The following is a 19,812-nucleotide window of genomic DNA, read 5'->3' as shown; positions in this document are numbered from 1 at the left end:
GCCCTGCGGCTCGAACCTTTTCACCTTGATGGAGAACACACGATGAGCACTGATGGTGCCTTGAGTAGAACCCGCTGGCTGCCGAGACTGCTCGGCGTGCTGCTGTTGCTGATGGGGCTGGCGCTGCTGGCCGGCGGTATCAAGCTGAGCCAGCTCGGCGGCTCGCTGTATTACCTGATCGCCGGTATCGGCTTTGCCCTGTCGGGCGTGCTGCTGCTGGCACTGCGCCGCACCGCGCTGGGCCTGTACGGCCTGGTGCTGCTGGGTAGCACCCTGTGGGCATTGTGGGAGGTCGGCCTGGACTGGTGGCAACTGGTACCGCGCCTGTCGCTGTGGTTCGCCCTGGGAGTGGTGTTGCTGCTGCCGTGGGCACGCCGCCCGCTGCTGGGCCAGCCCGGCAAGCTCAACACCGGCCTGCTGAGCCTGGCGGTGGTGCTGTCGGGCGCCACCGCAGTGGCAAGCCAGTTCACCTTCCCGGGTGAAATCAAGGGCGAGCTGGGCCGCGACAGCACCGAGCTGAGCAGCACCGCGCCGGCCATGCCCGATGGCGACTGGCAGGCCTACGGGCGCACCGAATTCGGTGACCGCTACTCGCCGCTGCGCCAGATCACCCCGAACAACGTGCACAAGCTCGAAGAGGCCTGGCGCATTCGCACCGGCGACCTGCCGACCAGCGATGACCCGGTCGAGCTGACCAACGAGAACACCCCGCTCAAGGTCAATGGCAAGCTGTATGCCTGCACCGCGCACAGCAAGGTGCTGGCCCTGGACCCGGATACCGGTGCCGAGATCTGGCGCTTCGATCCGCAGATCAAGAGCCCGGTGGGCTTCAAGGGCTTTGCCCACATGACCTGCCGTGGCGTGTCGTACTACGACGAAAACAACTACGTGAACATGGACGGCGCCCCTGCGCCGAAAATCTCCGAAGCCGGCCAGGCCGTGGTGCGCAGCTGCCCGCGTCGCCTGTACCTGCCCACCGCCGATGCGCGCCTGATCGCGATCAACGCCGACACCGGCAAGGTCTGCGAAGGCTTCGGCAACCAGGGCGTGGTCGACCTGACCCAGGGCATCGGCCCGTTCACCGCCGGTGGCTACTACTCCACCTCGCCTGCCGCGATCACTCGCGAGCTGGTGATCATCGGTGGCCACGTCACCGACAACGAGTCCACCAACGAGCCCTCGGGCGTGATCCGTGCCTACGACGTGCATGACGGTCGTCTGGTATGGAACTGGGACAGCGACAACCCGGACGAGACCGCACCGCTGGCACCGGGCAAGACCTACAGCCGCAACTCGGCCAACATGTGGTCGCTGGCCAGCGTCGACGAGAAGCTGGGCATGGTGTACCTGCCACTGGGCAACCAGACCCCTGACCAGTGGGGCGCCGACCGCACCCCAGGTGCCGAGAAGTTCAGTGCCGGCATCGTCGCCCTGGACCTGGCCACCGGCAAGGTACGCTGGAACTACCAGTTCACCCACCACGACCTGTGGGACATGGACGTCGGCAGCCAGCCGACCCTGCTCGACCTGAAGACCGCCGACGGCGTCAAACCTGCGCTGATCGCCCCGACCAAGCAGGGCAGCCTGTACGTGCTCGACCGTCGTGACGGCAGTGCCATCGTGCCGATCCGCGAGATCCCGGCGCCCCAGGGCGCGGTCAAGGGCGACCACACCGCACCGACCCAGGCCCGCTCGGACCTGAACCTGCTGGGCCCGGACCTGACCGAGGCGGCCATGTGGGGCGCCAGCCCGTTCGATCAGATGCTGTGCCGTATCCAGTTCCGCGAACTGCGCTACGAGGGCCAGTACACCCCGCCGTCGGAGCAGGGCAGCCTGATCTACCCGGGCAACGTGGGCGTGTTCAACTGGGGCGGCGTGTCGGTCGACCCCGTGCGTCAGCTGCTGTTCACCAGCCCCAACTACATGGCCTTCGTGTCGAAGATGGTGCCGCGTGCCGAAGTGGCCGAGGGCAGCAAGCGCGAAAGCGAGACCAGCGGCGTGCAGCCCAACACCGGCGCACCTTACGCGGTGATCATGCACCCGTTCATGTCGCCCCTGGGCGTACCGTGCCAGGCCCCGGCCTGGGGCTATGTGGCCGGTATCGACCTGACCACCAACAAGGTGGTGTGGAAGCACAAGAACGGCACCAGCCGCGACAGCTCGCCGATTCCGATCGGCCTGCCGGTGGGTGTACCGAGCATGGGCGGCTCGATGGTGACGGCTGGCGGCCTGGGCTTTTTGAGCGGCACCCTGGACCAGTACCTGCGTGCGTATGACGTGAACACCGGCAAGGAGCTGTGGAAATCGCGCCTGCCGGCTGGCGGCCAGGCCACGCCGATGACCTACACCGGCAAGGATGGCCAGCAGTACGTGCTGGTGATGGCTGGCGGGCACGGTTCGCTGGGCACCAAGATGGGCGATTACGTGATCGCCTACAAACTGGCGCAGTGATCGACCGCTGAACCTGGGCTGCCGTGCAGCCCTTCGCCGGCAAGGCCGGCGCCTGCAGGACCATGTGACAGCATGGCCCGGCAGGCGCCGGCCTTGTCGCTGAAGGGGCCGCCCGGTACTGCACATACCTGTCCGCCCATTGAAACCTCCCCCCTCCCGCCCCATCTAAGCACCATAGTCATTCACGCAGGTGCCCCATGAGCGACCAGCAGGATCTCCCCGAACATCCCGACCAAGACGCTGAAGTCGAGCATCTCGACGCCTCCGACCACACCGGTCGCACCCTCGCCATCCCCGGCCAGCAACTGCCGGACAAGGTCTACGTGATCCCGATCCACAACCGCCCGTTCTTCCCCGCGCAGGTACTGCCGGTGATCGTCAACGAAGAACCCTGGGCCGAGACCCTGGACCTGGTGGCCAAGACCCCGCATCACAACCTGGCGCTGTTCTTCATGGACACCCCGCCCGAAGACCATCGCCACTTCGATACCTCGGCCCTGCCGCTGTACGGCACCCTGGTCAAGGTGCACCACGCCAGCCGCGAGAACGGCAAGCTGCAGTTCGTCGCCCAGGGCCTGACCCGCGTGCGGATCCGCACCTGGCTCAAGCACCACCGCCCGCCCTACCTGGTGGAAGTCGAATACCCGCACCAGCCCAGCCAGCCGACCGACGAGGTCAAGGCCTACGGCATGGCCCTGATCAACGCGATCAAGGAGCTGCTGCCGCTCAATCCGCTGTACAGCGAAGAGCTGAAGAACTACCTCAACCGCTTCAGCCCCAACGACCCTTCGCCGCTCACCGACTTTGCCGCCGCCCTGACCTCCGCCACCGGCAACCAGCTGCAGGAAGTACTCGACTGCGTGCCCATGCTCAAGCGCATGGAAAAGGTGCTGCCGATGCTGCGCAAGGAAGTCGAGGTGGCACGCCTGCAGAACGAGATCTCTGCCGAGGTGAACCGCCAGATCGGCGAGCACCAGCGCGAGTTCTTCCTCAAGGAACAGCTCAAGGTCATCCAGCAGGAGCTGGGCCTGACCAAGGACGACCGCAGCGCCGACCTGGAGCAGTTCCAGCAACGCCTGGCAGGCAAGACCCTGCCCGCTGCGGCGCAAAAGCGCATCGACGAAGAAATGGGCAAGCTGTCGATCCTGGAGACCGGCTCGCCCGAGTACGCCGTCACCCGCAACTACCTGGAATGGGCCAGCGCCCTGCCCTGGGGCGTGTACGGCAAGGACAAGCTCGACCTCAGGCATGCACGCAAGGTGCTCGACCAGCACCACGCCGGCCTGGATGACATCAAGGATCGCATCATCGAGTTCCTTGCCGTGGGCGCCTACAAGGGCGAGATCAGCGGTTCGATCGTGCTGCTGGTGGGCCCGCCGGGCGTGGGCAAGACCAGCATCGGCAAGTCCATCGCCGAGTCCCTGGGGCGGCCGTTCTACCGCTTCAGCGTCGGCGGCATGCGCGATGAGGCCGAGATCAAGGGCCACCGGCGCACCTACATCGGTGCCCAGCCGGGCAAGCTGGTGCAGGCGCTCAAGGACGTCGAGGTGATGAACCCGGTGATCATGCTCGACGAGATCGACAAGATGGGCCAGAGCTACCAGGGCGACCCGGCCTCGGCCCTGCTCGAAACCCTGGACCCGGAACAGAACGTCGACTTCCTCGACCATTACCTGGACCTGCGCCTGGACCTGTCCAAGGTGCTGTTCGTGTGCACCGCCAACACCCTCGATGCCATCCCCGGGCCGCTGCTCGACCGCATGGAGGTGATCCGCCTGTCCGGTTACATCACCGAGGAAAAGGTCGCCATCGCCAAGCGTCACCTGTGGCCCAAGCAACTGGCCAAGGCCGGCGTGGCCAAGGCCAGCCTGGGTATCAGCGACAGCGCATTGCGCACGGTTATCGAAGGCTATGCCCGTGAAGCCGGGGTGCGCCAGCTGGAGAAGCAACTGGGCAAGCTGGTGCGCAAGGCCGTGGTGCAGTTGATCGACACACCCGATGCAGTGATAAAGATCGGCCCCAAGGACCTCGAAGCTTCACTCGGCATGCCGGTGTTTCGCAGCGAGCAGGTGCTGTCGGGCAAGGGCGTGATCACCGGCCTGGCCTGGACCAGCATGGGCGGCGCCACGCTGCCGATCGAGGCGACCCGCATCCACACCCTCAACCGTGGCTTCAAGCTCACCGGCCAGCTGGGCGAGGTGATGAAGGAATCCGCCGAGATCGCCTACAGCTACGTCAGCGCCAACCTCAAGCAGTACGGTGGTGAGGTGGGCTACTTCAATGAGTCGTTCATTCACCTGCACGTGCCCGAAGGGGCCACGCCCAAGGACGGCCCGAGTGCCGGGGTGACCATGGCCAGCGCCCTGCTGTCCCTGGCACGCGACCAGGCACCGAAGAAAGGCGTGGCCATGACCGGAGAGCTGACCCTGACCGGGCAGGTATTGCCGATTGGCGGGGTACGCGAGAAGGTGATTGCGGCGCGCCGGCAGAAGATCCACGAGCTGATCCTGCCGGAGGCCAACCGCGGCGACTTCGAAGAACTGCCCGGCTACCTGAAGGCCGGCCTGCAGGTGCATTTTGCCAGGCGCTTCAGCGACGTGGCCAAGGTGCTGTTCTGAAACAGCGGTAACAGAAACAGCGCGGGCTGCAGGCAGCCCGCGCGGGCACCCGGCAGCGAAGCGTGAGAATCTTCCCAAGGCAGCACACTTTCCCTATTATCGGCTGCCCGGACCCTCCGCGAGCCAGGAGTCATGATGACCGCATCCCGTGTGTTACTGAGTTCGAGCCTGATACTCCTGGCCAGCTGTGCCAGCCAGCCCACACCTCCACAGCCGCTGCTGGTGGAAAAACAGAGCCAGTGCCCGGTCACGCTCGATGTCGGCCAGGCCATCACCCTGGCGTTGCCCAGCAACCCCAGTACCGGTTATCGCTGGCTGCTGCAGAATCCGGCCAACGGCGTACTTGCGGCGCTGGGCCCCGAGGTCTACAGCAACCCCGAAGACACCGGCCTGGTGGGCAGTGCCGGCCGATCGCTGTGGCGCTTCAAGGCCAGCGCCAGCGGCAGCGGCCATCTGCTGCTGGTGTATCAGCAACCCTGGGCACCGGAGGTCAAGCCGGCGATGAGCTTCGACTGCGACATCCAGGTACGCTGAGGCTGCGCCGCGGAGCATTTACTCGAGGCGTTTCTGAAGACGCCTGGCGCACTCTTCGATGAATGACCACTGCGCCAGGAAATTCTTGAAGTGAATGACGAATCTGGCCAGTTGCTGACTGTCCTGCATGCTGTGCAACTTGCCGATCGAGGCGTCCAGATAGGTCTCGATGAACTGCCAGGCGGTCTGCAGGTGCGACGCAGCAGTGGTGACGTCTTCCAGGCGTACCACCAGATTTCGCATGCGCTGCGCCAGTAGCCCCAGGTTCCCTTCCTTTGTGCCGGATGCCACCAGGCGCTCGATCTTGCGCCCCAGTGCCGGCCTCAATTCGAACCGGGCGTCATCACGAAACCTATCGGTCTCCTTGCGTACTTCGCCGACCTGGAACTGGAAGACGCCCGCCGAGTTCTTGAGGTTGGCCACCCACCGTGCCATCTCCAGCACAAGGGTTCGGTCTGGTGCATCCAGTTGCACGGGCACCTCGAACTGCACGCCTTGCCAAGCCTCCCTGCGCCCGCCCAACGCCTTGGTACGTTCACAGGCCAGCAGCGCACGCTCGCCTGACAGGCTGATGGAGCTGGCGCAGTTGATCAGCGCGATGGGCAACTGAATGCTTTTCTGCTTCAACCGCCCCCATGAGTCGGCGTGGAGGTTGATGCGATGGAACAACACCTGCATCGGGTAGAAGTCGAGCTCGGGGTCCGGGTGACGGTAGTATCCCAACCACTGCAGAAAGGCCTCCCGCCGGGTCGGTATCGCCATCACATGGTCCATGTAGGCATCCAGCACGGCAACGTGTTCGCGGTTGAACGTCAGGTCGATTCGCCCCTCCTCCTCCAGATCCTGCACCAATTGCAGCGGAATCAGGGCTATCTGGGTATCCAGCTCATCCTGAGGCAGTGGATGCCTCAGTCTTTGAATAATGTTGTTCATTGTGGGTCATCACCAGAGCAATCCAGAAGCCGCAAGGCGCTGCTGGCCAGCACAGCCTGCAGCGCCTTGCGCCCTTCACTCAAAGGCCGGCAACATACTCGGCCTTGATCTTTTTCTTGTAGGCTTTCAACGCCTCGACCAGCTCGCTGACCGCTCTCAACGCCTGCACATCGTCGATGCTGCAGGCGATGAGCCGATCCCAAACCGGCTTCAGTTGCACGGCGATGCGCCTGATGCCGGCCAGCCATTGCTCGCGTGACGTGACCAGCTCGGCATAAGCCTCAAGGTGCTGGCACTGGGCCTGGAGGCGCGTCTTGTCCCGTGCCATCGCGGTCAGTTGCAGTTGCAGTTCATCGTGCTGCTTCTGCATCCCTCGGCGCTGCTCGAGCATCGTTGCATAGCGCATGCCTTCCATTGCCGCACCGATGATTTCGCCAATTTTCTTCAGCGCGCCTTGCACTGCCTCGACCGACAGTCCGCCCGTGGCGATGACATCCGCCGCCGCCTTGAGCTGCTCGGTGGTCGGCAACAGGCCGCCGAAGGTGGATTCCACCTTGGCCGCCTCAAGTACCTTGATCGCCTCGTCAAGACTGGCCAGGGCCTCGCGCCGCACGGCCAGTTCGTCTTCGCAGGCCTTGCTATTGGCCGCCAGCCTGTCGAGCTCGCCCTGATAGCGAGCCTTGTCGGCACTGGAGTCATAGACCGGGATGGCCGTGATCTGAGCCGTGGCCGTGCGCAACTGCCCCAACTGATCGTTGAGCTTGACGGCAATCTCGCCGATGGCGTCCTGTGCCACCTCCAGATACTGCGCAATGTCCTCGGGATCATCGTTCGGGTCGATGTCCTTTTCGAGGCCGCCCAGGTCATTGCTCTTGATCGCGACGATGATGCGATCGGCATGGCGCATCAGTTGCTGGAGGTTGTCGTCAAGACAGCGTGCATTGCGCTCCACACGCTCGTGCAACAGGGGCAGGAAGGCATAGCGGCTGTCCTGGGCGGCCTTCAGGTAGGCGGCACCGGCACGCAGGACCCTGTCGAACTGCGGATCATCCCAGCCCAGCGGAAATTGAAGAATGTTGCTCATGGGTAGCTCCTTATTGGGCCCACAGCGTGTCGTCGAAGACCCGGCTCATGGTGATGGAGCAGGCTTCGATAAACGCCCACTGCGAGAGAAAGTTTCTGAAATGGATGATGAAAATGCCCAGCTGCCGGCTGTCGTTCATCTTTTCGAGCTTTTCGATGGACGCTTCGATGTAGGTGCCGATGGTCTGCCAGGCCGTCTGCAGGTGCGAGGAAGCGGTCACCACCTCCTGCAGGCGGGTGGCCAGTTCATCCATATGGGTCGTGAGTACCTGCAGGCGTCCCTCCAGGTTGACCGCCGCCGTCAGGCGCGCCCCGACAGCCTTGCGTTCCTTCTGCACCCGGTTGCGGGTCTTGCGCACCTTTTCGGCCTTGGAGCCGTAGATCGAGCCTGAGATGACCGCCCCCAGCGGGCCGGCCGCCAGCCCGGACAGGGCCGCCTTGACGTACTCGTCGTACTGCTTGTTGAGGTTGTCGATTTCCTTGTCCAGCGCCGCCAGCTCATCGCGCAGGGCCTGGGTGGCACCGCTGGCCTGGTGACGCTCGATGGCGTCGGTCTTGAGGGCGACCTCGTTCATCAGCTCGAAACGCGCGGTGTCGCGAAAGGTTTCGGTGTGGCTGCGCACACTGCTTACGCGCGCGTGAAAATGCTCGACTTCATCCTTGAGCACCTCCATGTAGTCCACCAGCGACGAGACGATCTCCCGGTCGCCGAAGCTCAACGCAACCGGCGCTGCGAACTGCACGGACTCCCACGTATCACGCCGCCCGCCAAGGGCCTTGGTCTTCTCGCATTCCTGCATCACCCCCTCGCCGGTGGTGTTGATGCCACGGGCACACACCCCCAGCTCGGCGGACAGCTTCTTGCACTCGTCGGACAGCGTGCCCCAGGCGCGGGCATGCTTGTGCAGGTTGAGAAAGGTCGTGCGCATGGCACTGACCGACAGTACCGGCTCCTTGATGTCGGTGTAGCCAAGCCAGGGCACCAGCGACGCGGTTTCGGTCGGCAGGCCGGTGACATACTTCACATACTGATTGAGCGTGACGATATGTTCGCGGGAAAGCGTCAGCCCTCCCTCGTTTTCGCCATCACGCTGGTTCATGCCTTCGATCAGGTTTCTGGGCAGCAGGGCCGCTTCCTTTTCCAGTTCACCGGTATCGTACGAGCGCGCGCCAGGTTCGAGTTTCATTTCACATTCCTTGTGAGTGAGCCAATAGGGTCAAGCCACTTCACTCTAAGGACCCGCCTGCAAGACAAATAGCCGGCAGGCTTTCCTCGAAGCCGGCATTGGAATGCAGCGGCCAGCCGCGCCGGTCAGTCGGCCATGCATCCTGTTGCAACATTGGCTAAAATGCCGGCCCTTTACCGCCGAACGCCTGGATTGCCCGTGAGCAAAGAGCCCGATCGCCTGTTCGCCACCCCGCTGGCGCAGGTCCCCGATTTCACCTTCAACGAAGATGTCGTGCGAGTTTTCCCCGACATGATCAAGCGCTCGGTGCCCGGCTACCCGACGATCGTCGAGAACATCGGCGTGCTGGCTGCCCAGTTCGCCCAGCCCGATACCCTGCTGTACGACCTGGGCAGCTCGCTCGGTGCGGTGACCCAGGCGATGCGCCGACATGTACGCAGCGAGGGCTGCAAGGTGCTGGCGGTAGACAACTCCCCGGCCATGGTCGAGCGCTGCCGCGAATACCTCAGCCACCAGGACGCGATGCACCAGGAGTTGCTGCCGGTGCAGGTGATCGAGGCCGACATCACCGCGCTGGACCTGCAGCCGGCGTCGGTGGTGGCGCTGAACTTCACCCTGCAGTTCATCGAGCCGCAGGCACGCCTGGCCCTGCTTGGCCGCATTCGCCAGTGCCTGGTGCCTGGCGGCGCACTGATCCTGTCGGAGAAGCTGCGCTTTGCCGACCCGCAGCAGCAGGCCCTGCTCACCGATCTGCACGTGGCCTTCAAACGCGCCAACGGCTACAGCGAACTGGAAATTGCCCAGAAGCGCAGTGCCATCGAAAACGTGATGAAACCCGACAGCCTCGAGGAACACCGTCAGCGCCTGCTGGCAGCCGGTTTCTCGCAGGTGGTGCCGTGGTTCCAGTGCCTGAACTTCGCCTCGCTGATTGCCCTGCCATGATCGATCTGACTCCCCTGGTCCGCCGCATGGCGGGCACCCCATTGGCGCACTGGGCTCAAGGCCTGCAGGCGCAACTCGATGCCAAGCTGGAAAAGGGCCATGGCGATTTGGAGCGCTGGCAAAGCGCGCTGGATGCGCTGCCGGCCCTGGAGCCCAGCCAGGTCGACCTGCTGCACGGCCTGCGCCTGGACAGCGACTGCGACGACGCCACCCGCGTACAGGTGCGCACCGCGCTGATGGGCCTGTCGCCCTGGCGCAAGGGCCCGTTCGACCTGTTCGGCGTGCACGTGGACACCGAATGGCGTTCGGACTGGAAGTGGTCACGGGTCGCGCCGCACCTGGACCTGCGCGGCAAACGCGTGCTGGATGTGGGCTGTGGCAACGGCTACTACCAATGGCGCATGCTCGGCGCCGGCGCCGACAGCGTGATCGGCGTGGACCCCAACTGGTTGTTCTTCTGCCAGTTCCAGGCCGTGCAGCGTTACCTGCCGGACCTTCCCGCCTGGCACTTGCCGTTCGCCCTGGAAGACCTGCCGGCCAACCTGGAAGGTTTCGACACGGTGTTCTCGATGGGGGTGTTCTACCACCGCCGCTCGCCGATCGAGCATTTGCTGGCGCTCAAGGACTGCCTGGTCAAGGGGGGCGAACTGGTGTTGGAAACCCTGGTGGTCGAGGGTGACGAGCATCAGGTGCTGGTGCCTGAAGACCGCTATGCGCAGATGCGCAATGTATGGTTCCTGCCCTCGGTGCCGGCACTGGAGCGCTGGTTGCGTCGCGCCGGCTTCAGCGATGTGCGCTGCGTGGATGTGAGCGTGACCAGCGTCGAGGAACAACGCAGCACCGACTGGATGCGCTACCAGTCGCTGAGCGACTTCCTCGACCCTACCGACCCGACCCGAACCGTCGAAGGCCTGCCGGCACCCAGGCGGGCGGTGCTGGTGGCGCGCAAGTAATCAGAAGGGGCCCCTTCGCCTGCAGGAGCCGGCCTTGCCGGCGCAGAGGCCCTTGCGAACACGGCGTGCGTCAGTCCTTCACCACCTGCTGCTGCACCTGCTCCTTCTTCTGCGCTACCTCCTTCCTGCCCTCCCCATGCACCCGCTCCTGGCTCTTGCGAAACTCGGCCCAGAACGCCTTGGTGCGCTCGGCGCCGCCTTCGGCCATTGCCGCGCTGCTGCCCAGCAGCAACGCGGCGATCAGTGCGTACTTGCTCAGGTTCATCGACCTTCCCTCATGATTGGATTCGAACCGATCATAAGCAGCCCAAGCTAACGCCAAGGTGAGCCGCACATTACAGTGCTGCAAGATTGTGCTCCTCCTCCTTGCGGTGCGCCCAGTGGTACAGCGCCGGCAGCACCAGCAGAGTCAACGCGGTGGACGAGAGGATGCCGCCGATCACCACGGTGGCCAGCGGGCGCTGCACCTCGGCACCGGTGCCAGTGGCCAGTGCCATCGGAATGAACCCCAGCGACGCCACCAACGCGGTCATCAGCACCGGCCGCAGACGCGTCAGCGCACCTTCGTCGATGGCCACGCGCAGCGGCCGGCCCTGCTCGCGCAAGCTGCGGATGAAGGCGATCATCACCAGCCCGTTGAGCACCGCCACCCCCGACAGGGCGATGAAGCCCACCCCCGCCGAAATCGACAATGGAATGTCGCGCAGCCACAGCGCCACCACCCCGCCGGTCAGCGCGAACGGGATGCCGGTGAACACCAGCAGGCCGTCCCTGACGCTGTTGAACATCATGAACAGCAACCCGAACACCAGCAGCAATGCCACCGGCACCACCACCTGCAGGCGCTTGGCCGCCGATTGCAGCTGCTCGAACTGACCGCCCCAACGCGTCCAGTAGCCAGGCGGCACCTCCACCTGCGTATCGATGCGCTCGCCGGCCTCGGCCACGAACGAACCGATGTCGCGGCCACGCACGTTGGCGCTGACCACCACCAGGCGCTTGCCGTCTTCGCGGCTCACCTGGTTGGGCCCCTGCACCAGCGCCAGGCTGGCCACCTCGGCCAGGCTGATGAAGCCGATACCGCCGTCGCTGCCCGCACTGGCCGGTACCGGAATCAGCAGCTGCGACAAGCCTTCGATATCGGTACGCACGTCGTCCGAGAGGCGCACCACCATGTCGAAACGCCGGTCGCCCTCGTACAGCGTGCCGGCCTGGCGGCCGCCCACGGCCACGGCGATGGTGTCCTGCACATCGCCGACGTTGAGCCCGTAGCGTGCAGCCTTGTCGCGGTCGACCTCGATGGTCAGCACCGGCAGGCCCGAGGTCTGCTCGACCTTGACCTCCGATGCCCCCGGCACCGCCTGCAAGGTTGCGGCAATCTGTGCTGCCGTGCGGTTGAGCACCGTCATGTCGTCGCCGAAGACCTTGACCGCCACATCGCTGCGCACCCCGGAAATCAGTTCGTTGAAGCGCAGTTGAATCGGCTGCGACAGCTCGTAGTTGCTACCCGGCACCCGCGCCGCCGCGCGCTGGATATCGGCGATCAGTTGCTCGCGCGACTTGCCGGGGTCGGGCCACTGCGCCTGCGGCTTGAGCATCACGTAACTGTCGGAGATGTTCGGCGGCATCGGGTCGGCGGCGATCTCGGCGGTGCCGGTGCGCGCAAATACGCGCTGCACCTCCGGCACCTGGCTGACCACACTCTCCTCCAGGCGCTGCTGCAATTGCACCGACTGGCTCAGGCTGGTGCCCGGCACCCGCAGCGCCTGCAGGGCGAAATCGCCTTCGCTGAGGCTGGGCACGAACTCGCTGCCCATGCGCCCGGCCAGCACCGCGCACAGCAGCACCGACGCCCCGGCCAGGGTAAACGCCAGCCCACGGTGCCCCATCACCCAGCGCAATAGCGGCGCATAGCCGGCCTTGGCGCTGCGCATCAGCAGGTTTTCCTCTTCCTTGACCTTGCCGGTGACGAACAGCGCGATGGCCGCCGGCACGAAGGTCACCGAGAGCAGCATCGCTCCCAGCAGGGCGATCACCACGGTGAAGGCCATGGGGTGGAACATCTTGCCCTCCACCCCGCTCAGGGCAAAGATCGGCAGGTACACCACCATGATGATCAACTGGCCGAAGATCAGCGGGCGGCGCGCCTCGCGGGCGGCATTGAACACTTCGTGCAGGCGCTCGGAGCGGGTCAGCAGGCGGCCATGGTGCTGCTGGGCGTGGGCCAGGCGGCGGATCGCGTTCTCCACGATCACCACCGCGCCATCGACGATGATGCCGAAGTCCAGCGCACCCAGGCTCATCAGGTTGGCACTGACCTTGTTGCCGAACATGCCGGTGAAGGTGAACAGCATCGACAGCGGAATCACCATGGCGGTGATCAGCGCGGCGCGGATGTTGCCCAGAAACAGGAACAGCACCGCGATCACCAGGATCGCACCTTCCACCAGGTTCTTCTTCACCGTGGCGATGGCCTTGTCGACCAGGTCGGTGCGGTCGTACACCGTGACCGCGCTGACACCTGCCGGCAGCGTGCGGTTGATCTGCGCCAGCTTGTCGGCCACTGCCCGCGACACGGTGCGGCTGTTCTCGCCGACCAGCATGAACACGGTGCCCAGCACCACCTCACGGCCATTTTCGGTAGCCGCGCCGCTGCGCAGTTCGCGGCCGATGCCCACCTGGGCGACATCGCGCACGCGAATCGAGGTGCCGTCGACAGTGGCCAGCACGATGTTGGCAATGTCGTCGATACCTGCCAGTTGCCCCGGCGCGCGAATCAGCAGTTGCTCGCCACGGCGCTCGATGTAGCCGGCACCGACGTTGGCGTTGTTGCGCTCCAGGGCCGTCAGCAGGTCGCCCAGGGTCAGCTTGTAGGCGGCCAGGCGCCTGAGGTCGGGGGCAATCTGGTACTCCTTGGCGTAGCCGCCGATGCTGTTGATCTCGGCCACGCCGCGCACGTTGCGCAACTGCGGCTTGATGATCCAGTCCTGGATCTCGCGCAGGTCGGTGGGCGTGTACTCGCTGCCGTCGGCCTTGCGCGCATCCGGCGCGGCTTCCACGGTCCACAGGAAGATCTCGCCCAGGCCGGTGGAGATCGGCCCCATGGCCGCCTCGACGCCGTCGGGCAACTGCCCGCGCGCCTGTTGCAGGCGCTCGTTGACAAGTTGCCGGGCGAAGAACAGGTCGGTGCCCTCGTCGAAGATCACCGTCACCTGCGACAGCCCCGAGCGCGACAGCGAACGGGTCTGCTCCAGGCCCGGCAGGCCGGCCATGGCGGTCTCGATGGCGAAAGTGATGCGCTGTTCGGTTTCCAGCGGTGAAAAGCCCGCCGCCGAGGTGTTGATCTGCACCTGCACGTTGGTGATGTCGGGCACCGCATCGATCGGCAGCTTCTGGTAGCTGGCCAGCCCCAGCCCGGCCATCAGCAGCACCGCGAGCATCACGATCAGGCGCTGCTCGATGGCAAATTGAATGATCCGTTCGAACATGAGGAGTACTCGTGGGGGCTCAGTGGGAATGCTCGGCGCTGGCTTTGCCCAGCTCCGACTTGAGGATGAAGCTGCCCTGTGCCGCCACCTGCTGGCCGGCCTGAAGGCCCGCCTTGATCTGCACGAAGCCGTCGGCCACCACACCCGGGGTCACCACCTGGGCGGTGAAGCCCTCTGCACTGCGCACGAACACGGTGGGCTGCTCTTCGAGGGTCTGCAGCGCGGCCTCCGGTACCGCCAGCGCCTCGTCCAGGCGTTCGGTAGGCACCCGCACCGCCACGAACAGGCCGGGGCGCCAGGCGCCGCGAGGGTTGTCCAGGGTGACCCGCACGGTGGCGGTGCGGGTCTGCTCGCCGAGCAGGCTGCCCACATGGCTGACCGTGCCGCTGGCCTGCTCGCCCAGTTCACTGGCCAGCACCGTCACCGGCATGCCGACGCGCAGCCTGGCCAGGTCACGCGGGGCCACGCCAAAGGTTGCCCACACCCGCGACAGGTCGGACAAGGTGAAGGCCGCACTGCTCTCGCTGACCACTTCGCCCGGCACCAGGTGCTTTTCCACCACCTGCCCGTCAAACGGTGCACGCAGCTCATAGCGGCTGCCGCCGGCCAGCACCACGCTGCCACTCAGCGCGCTGATCTTCTGCCGGGCATTGGTGGCGGCGATCTCGGCTTCCTGCAGGGCCTGGCGCGCCTGCAGGTAGTCCTGTTCGGCAGAGATGCCCTCCTGCCACAGGTCTTTCTCGCGGGCGAAGGTGCCGCGCGCCAGTTCCAGTCGCCGCTGGCTGGCCGCCAGCTCGCTGCGCTGCTCGGAGATCTGCGGGCTGGCGATCACCGCCAGCAGTTGCCCGGCCTTGACCTGCTGGCCGAGCACCACGGCCACCGATTCCACCACCCCGGCCGCACGCGGCACCAGGTGCGCGGTACGGTCCTCGTCGAAGCGGATCTCGCCCGGCAGGCCGAGGCTGCGGCTCAAGGTGCGCGGGGCCACGGTGGCCAGCTCGATACCGGCCACCTGGATCTGCTCGTCGCTCAGGGTCAGGTGGCCCTCCTGCTGTTCTTCGCCATGGCCTTCCTCGCCATGGGCGTCGTCGCCATGGCCCTTTTCCTCATCGCCATGGCCCGCCTCGGCATGCGCCGCGTGGGAGGCCTGCGGCGCATTCATCTGGTGACCCAGCACAACCCCCAGGCCAACGCCCAGGGTCAGGGTGACGGCCACCAGCGTGATGGTTTTGCTGTTCATGCACATTCCTCGGCAAATCGTCGGGGGTCAGCGGCTGGCGGTGGCCAGGTCGCCGAAAAGTCGTTCCAGGCGGACTCGCGCATCGCTGCCCTGGGCCTGCGCCGCCAGGTATTGGGTGCGCGCCGCCACCAGCGTGCGCTGGGCGTCGAGCACCTCGAGAAAGCTGAACTTGCCGCGCTCGAAACCCCGCGTGGCGGCGTCCACCGCCTGCTGCGCCGCCGGCAGTATCGAGCGGTCGAAGGCCTGTACCTCGCCCGCAGCCACCTGCCACTGCGCCAGCGCCTGCACCACTTCGCTGCGCACCCGCAGTTCGGCGCCGTTGCGCAGGTCGCGGGCCTGATCGGCACGCCGCGCCGCCGCCAGCACATTGCCCTGGTTGCGATCGAACAAGGGCAGCGGCATCGACACCCCGACCACATTGATGCGCTCGCGGTCGGCCTCGCTGTACTGGCTGCCCAGGCTGACGGTGAGGTCGGGGATGCGCTGGCTGCGAGCCAGCCCCAGGTCAGCCTCGCGCTGCTCGATCTGCAGGCGGGCCAGGCGCAGCTCGGCCGTGCGCTCGAGGCGGGCAAGCAGCGTGTCGCCCTCGGCTGGGGTCAGGGCGTCGGACGGCATGCCTGCCACCCGCTCGAACCCCGCCTGCGGCGCCCCCGTCACGCTGGCCAGTTGCTGATAGGCCACGGCCACGGCCTGCTGGGCACGGCCTCGTTCCAGGCGCATCTCGGACACCTGCACCTGCGCGCGGGTGGTTTCGATGGGGGAAGCGCTGCCGGCCCGCACCCGCCCCTGCACCACCTGCAGGCCACGCTCAGTCAGGCGCAGCGACTGCTCGGCCAGTTGCAGCCGTTCCTGGGCCTGCACGGCGGCATGAAACGCAGCCAGCACCTCGGCGCGCAAGGCATTGCCCTGGCGTTCCAGTTCCAGCGCCGCCAGGGCCTGCTCGCGCTGGGCCACCTCCACCCGCGCACCGCGCTTGCCGCCCAGTTCCAGGCGCTGGCTGAGGCTGACGGTGGTGGTCTGCGAGCCGCGGCGGGTATCTTCCTGCTCCCAGCTCAACTCCGGGTTGGGCAGCAGGCCGGCCTGGTTGCGTTCGCCCAGGGCGATCTCGGTGCCCCAGCGCGCCGCGGCAAGCTCGGGGTTGTTGTCCTGCGCGGTGCGCAAGGCGGCATCAAGCGTCAGCACGCTCGCCTGCAGCGCTGTCGAAAGCCCCAGCAGCACCCCGGCCAGCGCCGCCAGCCGCGCCACGCGCTGTGGATGAAGCCTGTGCCTGCACGTCATGCGTGAATCCCCCGCGCCCATTTCGAAGCGGGCACTTTAGGGAGCGGGCTTTATCGTCAACATGACCCCAGGATTACAAATCTGTTATCCAGCGCCGCTCAGGACCGGCTTGGCTTACCATGCGCGACACGCCTTGACCCTGAAGTGACTCAAGGGTTGAGAATTGCCGTTTTGCACGCCGCGAGTACCCCATGCGCCTATTGATCATCGAAGACGAAGTCCGTACCGCCGAGTACCTGCAGCAGGGCCTGAGCGAGAACGGCTACATCGTCGACTGCGCCGCCACCGGCATTGACGGCCTGCACCTGGCCCGCCAGCACGCCTACGACCTGGTCATCCTCGACGTCAACCTGCCGCAGCTCGACGGCTGGAGCGTGCTGCAACGCCTGCGGGCGGAGTCCTCGACCCGTATCATGATGCTGACCGCCCACGGCCGGCTCTCGGATCGGGTCAAGGGCCTGGACCTGGGCGCCGACGATTACCTGCTCAAGCCGTTCGAGTTTCCCGAACTGCTGGCACGCATTCGCAGCCTGTTGCGGCGCAGCGAGCAGAACCTGGCGCCGGCCACGCTCAGGGTCGCCGACCTTGAGCTGGACCCCAGCCGCCACCGCGCCTACCGGCGCAACCAGCGTATCGACCTGACGGCCAAGGAGTTCGCCCTGCTGCACCTGCTGATGCGCCAGAGCGGCGAGGTGCTGTCGCGCACGCAGATCATCTCGCTGGTGTGGGACATGAACTTCGATTGCGACACCAACGTGGTGGAGGTGTCGATCCGGCGCCTGCGGGCCAAGATCGACGACCCCTTCGAAGACAAGCTGATCCACACCCTGCGCGGCGTGGGCTATGTGCTGGAAGCGCGCGAATGAAACCGGCACGACTGTCGTTGCGCCTGGGCCTGAGCGTCAGCCTGATGGGCGCGGCGCTGGTGCTGCTGCTGGCGAGCCTGGCGGTACTGGCGCTGGACCACGAACTGGACAACCGCGCCCGCAAGGTGCTGGCACGCAAGATGGAGCAGATCGAGCACAGCCTGGGAGTGGACCTGAAGGCCAGCGACCTGGGCTCGCGCGCCCACCCCCTGCTCGACCTGGTGATGGGCCACGACGACCTGAGCCTGAACATCATCGCCCAGACCGGACGCCACCCGGCCCTGTTGAGCCTGGGGCCTGCAGTGGAGGCCGAACCGCTGCGGCGTATCGCGGCCGGGACGGCGCTGGGCTACAGCGAATGGCAGGACAGCGCCGAGGCCCGCCTGATGACCGCCGCGCGCCTGATGACCCTGCGTGACGGCACCCCGGTGCGGGTACTGCTGACGCTGAACCGGGCCGACGACCTCGGCCTGCTGCAGGCCTACCTGCGTTCGACGTTGCTGGCGTTGCCACTGCTGTTGCTGCTTATCGGCATTGCCGCCTGGAAGCTGGTGCAGCGTGGTCTGCTGCCGCTGCGCAGGTTTCGGCGGATTGCCGCCCAGGTGTCGGCGCAGGAGCTGAGCCACCGCCTGCCCGAGGACAAGCTGCCCCAGGAACTGAGTGCCCTGGCGCGCGGCATCAACGTGATGCTCGACCGGCTGGATGGCGGCGTGCAGCGTCTGTCGCAGTTTTCCGATGACCTGGCGCACGAACTGCGCACGCCGATCAGCAACCTGATGGGCAGGGCCCAGGTGACCTTGTCACGGGTGCGCTCGGCGCAGGATTACCGGGTGGCGCTGGAGGACAGCATCGAGGAGCTGACGCGCCTGAACCGGATCATCACCGACATGCTGTTCCTGGCCCAGGTGGACGCGCCGCGTCAGCAACTGGCGTTGAAGCCAGTGGCGCTGGCCGACGAGGCGCAACGGGTGGTGGAGCTGTTCGCGCTGAGCGCCGAATGCAAGGCGATCACCCTGAAGGTCAGCGGCTGGGGCACGGTGCAGGGCGACCGGCTGATGCTGCAGCGGGCGCTGTCGAACCTGTTGAGCAATGCAATTCGCCACAGCCCCGAGGGCCGCCTGGTGGAAATCGGCATCGAGCAGAGCGTACGGGGCGTGCAATGCTGGGTGCGCAACGAGGGGCCGGGGATCGAGGCGGTGCACTGGCCGCACCTGTTCGAGCGGTTCTACCGGGTGGGCTGCGGGCGCTCGCGGGTGGAGGGCGGCACGGGGCTGGGGCTGGCCATCGTGCAGTCGATCATGCAGGTGCATGGTGGGCAGGTGGAGGTGAGCAGCGCGGCGCAGGGGCCTACGCGCTTCAGTCTGATATTTGGCTAGGCGGCTTCGCCGGCAAGGCCGGCTCCTACAGGAATCGCGGTGCCTGTAGGAGCCGGCCTTGCCGGCGAAGGTCACGACCCATTCAGCGGCTGCTGGCTGCCAGAATCAGCTGTTTCATCTCGCTGACCGCACCCTTGAAGCCCACGAACAACGCATGGGCCACCAGTGCATGGCCGATGTTCAGTTCGTTGATTCCCTTGATCGCCGCCACCGGCTCGACGTTGTGGTAGTGCAGGCCATGCCCGGCATTCACGATCAGCCCCTGGGCCAGGCCGAAGGCCACGCCATCGGCCACGCGCTGGAGCTCTTCGGCCACCTCGGCCGGGGTCTGCGCATCGGCGTAACGCCCGGTGTGCAGTTCGATCGCCGGCGCGCCGACGCGGCGCGAGGCCTCGATCTGGCGCTCGTCGGCATCGATGAACAGCGACACTTCCGACCCCAGGCGCGACAGGCGCTCCACCGCCGCCTTGATCCGCGCCTCCTGCCCCGCCACGTCCAGGCCACCTTCGGTGGTCAGTTCCTGGCGTGTCTCGGGCACCAGGCAGATGTGCGCCGGGCGAATGCGCTCGGCAAACTGCATCATCTCTTCGGTGACGCCCATCTCGAAGTTCATGCGCGTCTGCAGCACCTCGCTCAGTACCAGCACGTCACGGTCCTGGATATGCCGGCGGTCTTCGCGCAAGTGCACGGTGATGCCGTCGGCACCCGCCTCTTCGGCGTCCAGCGCGGCCTTGACCGGGTCCGGATATCGCGTGCCACGGGCCTGGCGCAGGGTCGCCACGTGGTCGATGTTCACGCCAAGGAGGATGCGGTTGCTGGTGGTCACGAAGAGACTCTCCTGAAAATTGAGCCTCACAGCATAC

At 66.0% G+C, this 19,812-nt stretch carries 15 protein-coding genes; 7 read left to right on the top strand and 8 right to left on the bottom strand.

Going from position 1 to position 19,812, the window contains the following annotated elements; genetic code table 11:
• The first annotated feature begins 42 nt into the window (after window positions 1–42).
• The 3 genes from ACPRTJ_RS16210 to ACPRTJ_RS16200 all read left to right on the top strand — a co-directional run bounded on the left by ACPRTJ_RS16210 (window position 43) and on the right by ACPRTJ_RS16200 (window position 5,603).
• Window positions 43–2,451 carry a glucose/quinate/shikimate family membrane-bound PQQ-dependent dehydrogenase gene (locus tag ACPRTJ_RS16210; protein ID WP_043862008.1) on the top strand — a complete coding sequence of 803 codons (2,409 nt, stop codon included), beginning with the start codon at window positions 43–45 and terminating at the stop codon, window positions 2,449–2,451.
• Between the two features lie 197 nt (window positions 2,452–2,648).
• Window positions 2,649–5,069, top strand: a complete 2,421-nt coding sequence (gene lon / locus ACPRTJ_RS16205; RefSeq protein WP_426427118.1) for an endopeptidase La — start codon at window positions 2,649–2,651, stop codon at window positions 5,067–5,069.
• A gap of 135 nt (window positions 5,070–5,204) precedes the next feature.
• The gene (locus tag ACPRTJ_RS16200; protein ID WP_043862010.1) at window positions 5,205–5,603 is read left to right on the top strand and encodes a protease inhibitor I42 family protein; all 399 of its coding nucleotides are present in this window, start codon (window positions 5,205–5,207) and stop codon (window positions 5,601–5,603) included.
• A gap of 18 nt (window positions 5,604–5,621) precedes the next feature.
• Here ACPRTJ_RS16200 and ACPRTJ_RS16195 read toward each other — a convergent pair whose 3' ends face one another.
• The 3 genes from ACPRTJ_RS16195 to ACPRTJ_RS16185 form a co-directional block, all read right to left on the bottom strand.
• Complete coding sequence (locus tag ACPRTJ_RS16195) at window positions 5,622–6,536, bottom strand: hypothetical protein (RefSeq protein ID WP_426427117.1); 915 nt, start codon at window positions 6,534–6,536, stop codon at window positions 5,622–5,624.
• A 79-nt stretch (window positions 6,537–6,615) separates the two neighbouring features.
• Entirely contained in the window at window positions 6,616–7,620 is a 1,005-nt protein-coding gene (locus ACPRTJ_RS16190; protein WP_058540954.1) for an alpha-xenorhabdolysin family binary toxin subunit B, read from the bottom strand.
• Between the two features lie 10 nt (window positions 7,621–7,630).
• On the bottom strand, window positions 7,631–8,806 hold the full coding sequence (locus ACPRTJ_RS16185; protein ID WP_054914767.1) for an alpha-xenorhabdolysin family binary toxin subunit A: 1,176 nt from the start codon (window positions 8,804–8,806) through the stop codon (window positions 7,631–7,633).
• 162 nt (window positions 8,807–8,968) lie between these two features.
• On the opposite strand from ACPRTJ_RS16185, the gene cmoA reads away from it, so the two are divergent.
• Together cmoA and cmoB are read left to right on the top strand one after the other, a co-directional pair.
• Window positions 8,969–9,748, top strand: a complete 780-nt coding sequence (gene cmoA, locus ACPRTJ_RS16180) for a carboxy-S-adenosyl-L-methionine synthase CmoA (RefSeq protein WP_173925038.1) — start codon at window positions 8,969–8,971, stop codon at window positions 9,746–9,748.
• Window positions 9,745–10,701, top strand: a complete 957-nt coding sequence (cmoB, locus tag ACPRTJ_RS16175) for a tRNA 5-methoxyuridine(34)/uridine 5-oxyacetic acid(34) synthase CmoB (protein ID WP_229589968.1) — start codon at window positions 9,745–9,747, stop codon at window positions 10,699–10,701. Before cmoA ends, cmoB begins: the two co-directional genes overlap by 4 nt.
• A 70-nt stretch (window positions 10,702–10,771) precedes the next feature.
• Here the strand turns inward: cmoB and ACPRTJ_RS16170 are convergent, their stop codons facing one another.
• The 4 genes from ACPRTJ_RS16170 to ACPRTJ_RS16155 form a co-directional block, all read right to left on the bottom strand.
• On the bottom strand, window positions 10,772–10,966 hold the full coding sequence (locus ACPRTJ_RS16170) for a co-regulatory protein PtrA N-terminal domain-containing protein (protein WP_058540951.1): 195 nt from the start codon (window positions 10,964–10,966) through the stop codon (window positions 10,772–10,774).
• A gap of 70 nt (window positions 10,967–11,036) precedes the next feature.
• A complete protein-coding gene (locus ACPRTJ_RS16165) occupies window positions 11,037–14,189 on the bottom strand; it encodes a CusA/CzcA family heavy metal efflux RND transporter (protein WP_058540950.1) in 3,153 nt (1,050 codons plus the stop codon).
• 19 nt (window positions 14,190–14,208) lie between these two features.
• Complete coding sequence (locus tag ACPRTJ_RS16160) at window positions 14,209–15,429, bottom strand: efflux RND transporter periplasmic adaptor subunit (protein WP_426427116.1); 1,221 nt, start codon at window positions 15,427–15,429, stop codon at window positions 14,209–14,211.
• 27 nt (window positions 15,430–15,456) lie between these two features.
• Entirely contained in the window at window positions 15,457–16,707 is a 1,251-nt protein-coding gene (locus ACPRTJ_RS16155) for a TolC family protein (RefSeq protein ID WP_353227528.1), read from the bottom strand.
• Window positions 16,708–16,898: 191 nt separating this feature from the next.
• Here ACPRTJ_RS16155 and ACPRTJ_RS16150 point away from each other — a divergent pair, with 191 nt between their 5' ends.
• Window positions 16,899–17,573 carry a heavy metal response regulator transcription factor gene (locus tag ACPRTJ_RS16150; protein WP_043862020.1) on the top strand — a complete coding sequence of 225 codons (675 nt, stop codon included), beginning with the start codon at window positions 16,899–16,901 and terminating at the stop codon, window positions 17,571–17,573.
• Window positions 17,570–18,949 carry a heavy metal sensor histidine kinase gene (locus tag ACPRTJ_RS16145; RefSeq protein ID WP_116052184.1) on the top strand — a complete coding sequence of 460 codons (1,380 nt, stop codon included), beginning with the start codon at window positions 17,570–17,572 and terminating at the stop codon, window positions 18,947–18,949. The genes ACPRTJ_RS16150 and ACPRTJ_RS16145 overlap by 4 nt, the downstream gene beginning before the upstream one ends.
• Window positions 18,950–19,031: 82 nt before the next feature.
• On the opposite strand, the gene pdxJ is transcribed toward ACPRTJ_RS16145, so the two are convergent.
• The gene (gene pdxJ / locus ACPRTJ_RS16140) at window positions 19,032–19,775 is read right to left on the bottom strand and encodes a pyridoxine 5'-phosphate synthase (RefSeq protein ID WP_100633585.1); all 744 of its coding nucleotides are present in this window, start codon (window positions 19,773–19,775) and stop codon (window positions 19,032–19,034) included.
• Window positions 19,776–19,812: the final 37 nt, after the last annotated feature.

Origin of the sequence: Pseudomonas palmensis, from assembly GCF_049942755.1 — a bacterium.
Classification (GTDB): Bacteria; Pseudomonadota; Gammaproteobacteria; order Pseudomonadales; family Pseudomonadaceae; genus Aquipseudomonas; species Aquipseudomonas palmensis.
Note: the sequence above shows the minus strand (reverse complement) of the source record. Positions and strands in the feature narration are given on the sequence as shown.

Coding starts and splice junctions, on each gene's coding strand:
- ACPRTJ_RS16210 (WP_043862008.1), top strand. CDS start 43: ATGAGCACTGATGGTGCCTTGAGTAGAACCCGCTGGCTGCCGAGACTG.
- lon (WP_426427118.1), top strand. CDS start 2,649: ATGAGCGACCAGCAGGATCTCCCCGAACATCCCGACCAAGACGCTGAA.
- ACPRTJ_RS16200 (WP_043862010.1), top strand. CDS start 5,205: ATGACCGCATCCCGTGTGTTACTGAGTTCGAGCCTGATACTCCTGGCC.
- ACPRTJ_RS16195 (WP_426427117.1), bottom strand. CDS start 6,536: ATGAACAACATTATTCAAAGACTGAGGCATCCACTGCCTCAGGATGAG.
- ACPRTJ_RS16190 (WP_058540954.1), bottom strand. CDS start 7,620: ATGAGCAACATTCTTCAATTTCCGCTGGGCTGGGATGATCCGCAGTTC.
- ACPRTJ_RS16185 (WP_054914767.1), bottom strand. CDS start 8,806: ATGAAACTCGAACCTGGCGCGCGCTCGTACGATACCGGTGAACTGGAA.
- cmoA (WP_173925038.1), top strand. CDS start 8,969: ATGCCGGCCCTTTACCGCCGAACGCCTGGATTGCCCGTGAGCAAAGAG.
- cmoB (WP_229589968.1), top strand. CDS start 9,745: ATGATCGATCTGACTCCCCTGGTCCGCCGCATGGCGGGCACCCCATTG.
- ACPRTJ_RS16170 (WP_058540951.1), bottom strand. CDS start 10,966: ATGAACCTGAGCAAGTACGCACTGATCGCCGCGTTGCTGCTGGGCAGC.
- ACPRTJ_RS16165 (WP_058540950.1), bottom strand. CDS start 14,189: ATGTTCGAACGGATCATTCAATTTGCCATCGAGCAGCGCCTGATCGTG.
- ACPRTJ_RS16160 (WP_426427116.1), bottom strand. CDS start 15,429: ATGAACAGCAAAACCATCACGCTGGTGGCCGTCACCCTGACCCTGGGC.
- ACPRTJ_RS16155 (WP_353227528.1), bottom strand. CDS start 16,707: ATGACGTGCAGGCACAGGCTTCATCCACAGCGCGTGGCGCGGCTGGCG.
- ACPRTJ_RS16150 (WP_043862020.1), top strand. CDS start 16,899: ATGCGCCTATTGATCATCGAAGACGAAGTCCGTACCGCCGAGTACCTG.
- ACPRTJ_RS16145 (WP_116052184.1), top strand. CDS start 17,570: ATGAAACCGGCACGACTGTCGTTGCGCCTGGGCCTGAGCGTCAGCCTG.